2 protein-coding genes and 1 pseudogene are annotated in these 6,296 nt (G+C 72.5%); all 3 read right to left on the bottom strand.

From position 1 onward, the window contains the following. Positions 1-3,143, bottom strand: a pseudogene (locus BU197_RS15460) (Rne/Rng family ribonuclease); the annotation flags it as partial. A gap of 101 nt (positions 3,144-3,244) precedes the next feature. Further along, positions 3,245-4,036 (bottom strand): TIGR03936 family radical SAM-associated protein, encoded by a 792-nt coding sequence (locus BU197_RS15455; protein WP_188268867.1) that lies wholly within the window; start codon positions 4,034-4,036, stop codon positions 3,245-3,247. Between the two features lie 322 nt (positions 4,037-4,358). Next, positions 4,359-6,284, bottom strand: a complete 1,926-nt coding sequence (locus BU197_RS15450; RefSeq protein ID WP_188268863.1) for a TIGR03960 family B12-binding radical SAM protein — start codon at positions 6,282-6,284, stop codon at positions 4,359-4,361. Positions 6,285-6,296 lie beyond the last annotated feature (12 nt).

Genomic DNA, 6,296 nt, shown 5'->3' with positions numbered 1-6,296 from the left:
GGTCGAGACGACCGGGGAGGTCGCGCGGCGGGTGGCCCGACGACGGGTCCGGGGGGCCGGAGCCTCCTCGGCCACGGGCTCCGCGACCGGGGCGGCCACCGGCTCGGCGACGGCCTCGGGAGCGGCCTGGGCGGGAGCGACCGGCTCGGGAGCGGCCGGGGCGGCCGGCTCCTTCGCCTCGAACACCACGGCGTCGGTCTCCACGACCGTCGGACGCGCGGCGGCCGGCGCGGTCACCCGGCGGGTGGCGCGACGACGGCCCCGGCCACGCGTGGCGGCGGCCTCCGCCTCGGCGACGGAGCCGTACAGCTCCTCGTCCGGGGCGATCGGCTCGGGCAGCGCGATCGGAGCGGCCAGCTCGGCCGCGATCTCGGCCTCGGTCTCGGCCTCGGTCTCGGCCGGAGCCTCGATGCCGGTCTCGTGCTCGACGCCGGTCTCGTGCTCGTGGGCCGTCTCGTGCTCGTGGGTGTCGTGGGCGTGCTCGGCGCCGCCTCGGCCGCGCTTCTTCGCCCGCTTGCCGCCGCCCCCGCCACCGGCGGTGGTCGGCTGCTCCATGTGCACGATGACACCGCGCCCGTTGCAGTGGACACAGGTCTCGGAGAAGGACTCCAGAAGGCCCTGGCCCACCCGCTTGCGGGTCATCTGGACCAGGCCGAGCGAGGTGACCTCGGCCACCTGGTGCTTGGTGCGGTCCCGGCCCAGGCACTCCAGGAGGCGGCGCAGCACCAGGTCGCGGTTGGACTCCAGGACCATGTCGATGAAGTCGATGACGACGATGCCGCCCAGGTCGCGCAGCCGCAGCTGGCGCACGATCTCCTCGGCCGCCTCCAGGTTGTTCCTGGTCACGGTCTCTTCGAGGTTGCCGCCCTGGCCGGTGAACTTGCCGGTGTTGACGTCGACGACGATCATCGCCTCGGTCTTGTCGATCACCAGCGAGCCGCCGGACGGCAGCCAGACCTTGCGGTCCAGGGCCTTCGCCAGCTGCTCGTCGATCCGGTACGTGGCGAAGACGTCGACCTCGCTGGTCCACCGCGAGAGACGGTCGGCCAGGTCGGGCGCGACGTGCGAGACGTAGCCGTGGATGGTCTCCCAGGCCTCGTCGCCGCTGACGATGACCTTGGAGAAGTCCTCGTTGAAGATGTCGCGGACGACCCGGACGGTCATGTCCGGCTCGCCGTACAGCAGCGACGGCGAGGACGTCGAGATCTGCTGGGCCTTCTTCTGGATGTCGGCCCACTGCGCCTGGAGGCGCTCGACGTCACGGCGCAGCTCGTCCTCGCTCGCGCCTTCGGCGGCGGTGCGCACGATGACGCCCGCGTCCTCGGGGACGATCTTCTTGAGGATGGTCTTGAGGCGGGCGCGCTCGGTGTCCGGGAGCTTGCGGCTGATGCCGGTCATCGAGCCCTCGGGCACGTAGACCAGGTAGCGGCCGGGCAGGGAGACCTGGCTGGTCAGACGGGCGCCCTTGTGGCCGATCGGGTCCTTGGTGACCTGCACGAGGACCGACTGGCCGGACTTGAGGGCGGCCTCGATGCGGCGCGGGCCGTTGCCCATGCCGAGCGCCTCGAAGTTGACCTCGCCCGCGTACAGGACGGCGTTGCGGCCCTTGCCGATGTCGACGAAGGCGGCCTCCATCGACGGCAGGACGTTCTGGACCTTGCCCAGGTAGACGTTGCCGACGTACGAGGTGGCCTGCTCCTTGTTGACGTAGTGCTCGACGAGCACGTTGTCCTCAAGGACGCCGATCTGGGTGCGCTCGCCGCTCTGGCGGACGACCATGACGCGCTCGACGGCCTCGCGGCGGGCCAGGAACTCGGCCTCGGTGATGATCGGGACGCGGCGGCGGCCCTGCTCGCGGCCCTCGCGGCGGCGCTGCTTCTTGGCCTCCAGACGGGTCGAGCCCTTGATGGACTGGACCTCGTCGGCGCCGGTTCCGGGCTCGGGCTTCTCACGGGCCGGGCGGGGCTCGCGGACCTTGACGACCGTGCGGACGCCTTCGTCCTCGGTGCCCTCGACCTCGGCGGCGGCGTCGCTGCGACGACGGCGGCGACGACGGCGACGGGAGCTGCTGGAGCCGCCGGCGTAGGCCTCGGCCTCCTCGTGCTCCTCGTCGTGCTCGTCGCTCTCGGCGTCGGCCTCGTGGGAGCCGGGCTCCTCGCCGTCCTCGTGCTCCTCGGCCTCGGACAGCTCGCCGCGGCGACGGCGACGGCCGCCCCGACGGCGACGGCGGGAGGGACGGTCCCCGTACTCGTCCGTCTCGTCGGCCTCACCGGTCTCGTCGGCCTCGTCGAGGTCGTCGGCGACGGCCTCGACCTCGGGCTCGTCGGCGACGGTGGCCGGGACGGGCTCGACGGCGACGGACTCGCCACGGCGGCGGCGACGGCGACGGGAGCCGCTCTCGGCGCGCTCGGCGGGCTCCGGGGCCTCGACGACCTCGGTGACCTCGGTGACCTCGACGGCCTCGACCACCTCGGTGTCGTCGTCGAGTTCCTCCGTCTCCGGGTCGGCGACGTGGGCAGCGGCGGCCGCCGCGGCGCTCTCCAGGGTCTGGAACATCGGCTCGGTGAAGACCGGGGCCTGGAACACGGCGACGGAGGGACGCGCGGCACGGCGCGACTCGCGGGCCGGGGCGGGCTCGGAGGTGAACTGCGGGGAGGTCGCACGGCGGCGGCCGCGGCCGCGGGGGGCGGCGGGCTCGGCGGCCGGGGCCTCGGGCTCGGCGGCCTGCTCCGGGGCGGCCTCGGCGACGGGCGCGGTCTCGGCGACCGGCTCGGGCGTGGCGGCCTTACGGGTGGCGCGCCGACGGGTACGCGGCGCGGGCGCGGCGGTCTCCTCGACGGCCGGAGCGGCCGGAGCGGCTTCGGCGGCCGGGGTCTCGGCGGACTCGGTGGATTCGGCGGTGGTGCCCGTCACCGGCGGACCGGCGGGGCGGGAAGCGGCGCGGCGCCTGCGGCGCGGCGGCAGCTTGTCACCTGCGGTGGCATTGGTGTCTTCGTTGGACTCGAGCATGCGGGCGGTTCTCCCGTCACGCTCCCGGGCGCCGCGTCTGGTTCCGGTCCGGCGGCACGGTCGCGCCTGGGGCGCGGTGCCGCCGTCCGGGGCGCGGGCGCCGCACGGGAGCTTGATGTCTGGCTCGCCGGTTCCGTACGCCCTGTGCGGACGGCCTGGCGAAAGTCTCCTGGTCAGTGCGCGGCCCGACCCAGGTGGCTCCCGAGTACCAGGGCTGCGCTACGACGACCGCTCCTTACGCGGTCCCCGCACCCTGCGCCGTCGCTGAGGCGGTCGTGGCGGCCTTGTCGGCCGTCGCTGTGACTGCCTCGCGGTCGGGCGCGAGCGGGTCGGTCACCGTGCCGGACTCCTCGTCGAAGAGCCCCTGCGCCAGCCTGGTCACCGCAGCGGGGACCGGCGGCGCCAGGTCGGCCACAGCTCGGAGACCGGACAGGACGTCGTCGGGTCGCACGGCAGGTGTCACGTGCCGAACAACCAGCCGCAGTATCGCACAGGCGCTGTCCAGCGGCCCATCACCCGGGGAATCGCCCTGGGGACGCGCTGCCGTCAGCTCGGTGACCGCGGAACGCGTGTCGAAGGTACGGATGCCGTTCTTCGTCTTGCGCTGTACTTCCACGGTCTCGGCCGCGAGGAACGTGCCGACGGCCCGCTCGGCGTCCTCGACGGTGACGCCTTCGAGGCGCAGCTCCCACACGGAGGCGGTGAGCCGGTCGGCGAGGCCCGAGGTGCGGGCCTCGACGGCGTCGGTGATGTCGAGGCCCGCCGGGAGCGACTCGTCGAGCAGGGCCCGCAGGGTCTCCGGGTCCCGTGCCTCGGTGAGCGCGATCTCCAGGTACTCGGCCTCGGAGCCGGTACCCGTGGGGGCCGCGTTGGCGTACGACACCTTGGGGTGCGGGGTGAAGCCGGCCGAGTACGCCATGGGCACCTCGGCACGGCGCAGGGCGCGCTCGAAGGCGCGTTGGAAGTCACGGTGGCTGGTGAACCGGAGGCGGCCGCGCTTGGTGTAGCGCAGTCGGATGCGCTGCACCGCCGGTGCGGGCGGCGGGCCTTCGGGCTGTCGCTTGCCCAGTGGTTCTTCTCCTCGGTGCGGGGCGGCGTGGGTGACGCCGTCCACGAGATGTGCGGGTGCCCCTGGGGGCCCGCCCGGTTCACCCCCGCTCGCGCGGGGAGATCTCGGGGGCGGGGCGCCGCTCCGGGGCCTCGTTGTACTACCCAGAGTACGCGCCCGGACCACCCATGGTTCCCCGGGCCGGGTGCGGAGCGCTCGCCAGGGGTGGCGCGGCCGGGAACACGCGACGGCCCGGCGCGGGGTCTCCCCCGCGCCGGGCCGTCGTCGGCGCGCCGTCCGGCTACTTGACCACGGTCAGCGGCAGCAGCTTCTTGCCGGTGGGGCCGACCTGGATGTGGGTGTCCATCTGCGGGCAGACACCGCAGTCGAAGCACGGGGTCCAGCGGCAGTCCTCGACCTCGGTCTCGTCGAGGGCGTCCTGCCAGTCCTCCCAGAGCCAGTCCTTGTCGAGACCGGAGTCGAGGTGGTCCCAGGGCAGGACCTCCTCGTAGGTGCGCTCGCGGGTGGTGTACCAGGCGACGTCCACGCCGTACTCGGGCAGGGTCTTCTCGGCGCAGGCCATCCAGCGGTCGTACGAGAAGTGCTCGCGCCAGCCGTCGAAGCGGCCGCCGTCCTCGTAGACCGCGCGGATCACGGCGCCGATGCGGCGGTCGCCCCGGGAGAGCAGGCCCTCGACGATGCCGGGCTTGCCGTCGTGGTAGCGGAAGCCGATGGAGCGGCCGTACTTCTTGTCGCCGCGGATCTTGTCGCGGAGCTTGCGCAGCCGCTCGTCGGTCTCCTCGGCGGAGAGCTGCGGCGCCCACTGGAAGGGGGTGTGCGGCTTGGGGACGAAGCCGCCGATGGAGACGGTGCAGCGGATGTCGTTCTGGCCGGAGACCTTGCGGCCCTCGGCGATCACGTTCATCGCCATGTCGGCGATCTGGAGGACGTCCTCGTCGGTCTCCGTCGGCAGGCCGCACATGAAGTACAGCTTCACCTGGCGCCAGCCGTTGCCGTACGCGGTGGAGACGGTCCGGATGAGGTCCTCCTCCGAGACCATCTTGTTGATGACCTTGCGCATGCGCTCGGAGCCGCCTTCGGGGGCGAAGGTGAGGCCGGAGCGGCGTCCGTTCCTGGTCAGCTCGTTGGCCAGGTCGACGTTGAAGGCGTCGACGCGGGTGGAGGGCAGCGAGAGGCCGACCTTGTCCTCGGTGTAGCGGTCGGCGAGGCCCTTGGCGATCTCGCCGATCTCGGTGTGGTCCGCCGAGGAGAGCGAGAGGAGGCCGACCTCCTCGAAGCCGGTCGCCTTGAGACCGCGGTCGACCATCTCGCCGATGCCGGTGATGCTTCGCTCCCGCACGGGGCGCGTGATCATGCCGGCCTGGCAGAAACGGCAGCCGCGGGTGCAGCCGCGGAAGATCTCGACGGACATGCGCTCGTGGACGGTCTCCGCGAGCGGGACGAGGGGCTGCTTGGGGTAGGGCCACTCGTCGAGGTCCATGACGGTGTGCTTGGAGACGCGCCACGGCACACCGGACTTGTTGGGTACGACGCGCCCGATGCGCCCGTCGGGCAGGTACTCGACGTCGTAGAAGCGCGGGATGTAGACGTTGCCGGTCTTCGCGAGGCGGAAGAGGACCTCCTCGCGGCCGCCGGGCCTGCCCTCCGCCTTCCAGGTGCGGATGATCTCGGTCATGTCGAGCACGGCCTGCTCGCCGTCGCCGATGATCGCCGCGTCGATGAAGGCCGCGATCGGCTCGGGGTTGAAGGCCGCGTGGCCGCCCGCGAGCACGATGGGGTGGTCGACCGTCCGGTCCTTGGCCTCCAGCGGGATGCCCGCGAGGTCGAGGGCGGTGAGCATGTTGGTGTAGCCCAGCTCGGTGGAGAAGGACAGACCGAACACGTCGAAGGCGGAGACCGGGCGGTGGCTGTCGACGGTGAACTGCGGCACCTTGTGCTCGCGCATCAGTTCTTCGAGGTCGGGCCAGACGCTGTAGGTGCGCTCGGCGAGCACGCCCGCGCGCTCGTTGAGTACCTCGTACAGGATCATGACGCCCTGGTTGGGCAGGCCGACCTCGTACGCGTCCGGGTACATCAGCGCCCAGCGGACGTCACACTCGTCCCAGTCCTTGACGGTCGAGTTGAGCTCGCCGCCGACGTACTGGATCGGTTTCTGTACGTGCGGGAGCAAGGCCTCAAGCTGAGGAAAGACGGACTCGGCAGGCATCTCGCGACCTTC

This window comes from Streptomyces sp. CBMA291, from assembly GCF_014596525.1.
In the GTDB taxonomy this organism is placed as follows: domain Bacteria; phylum Actinomycetota; class Actinomycetes; order Streptomycetales; family Streptomycetaceae; genus Streptomyces.
The sequence above is the reverse complement of the archived record's forward strand: the minus strand, read 5'-3'. Positions and strand labels throughout refer to the sequence as shown.

Coding starts and splice junctions, on each gene's coding strand:
- BU197_RS15450 (WP_188268863.1), bottom strand. CDS start 6,284: ATGCCTGCCGAGTCCGTCTTTCCTCAGCTTGAGGCCTTGCTCCCGCAC.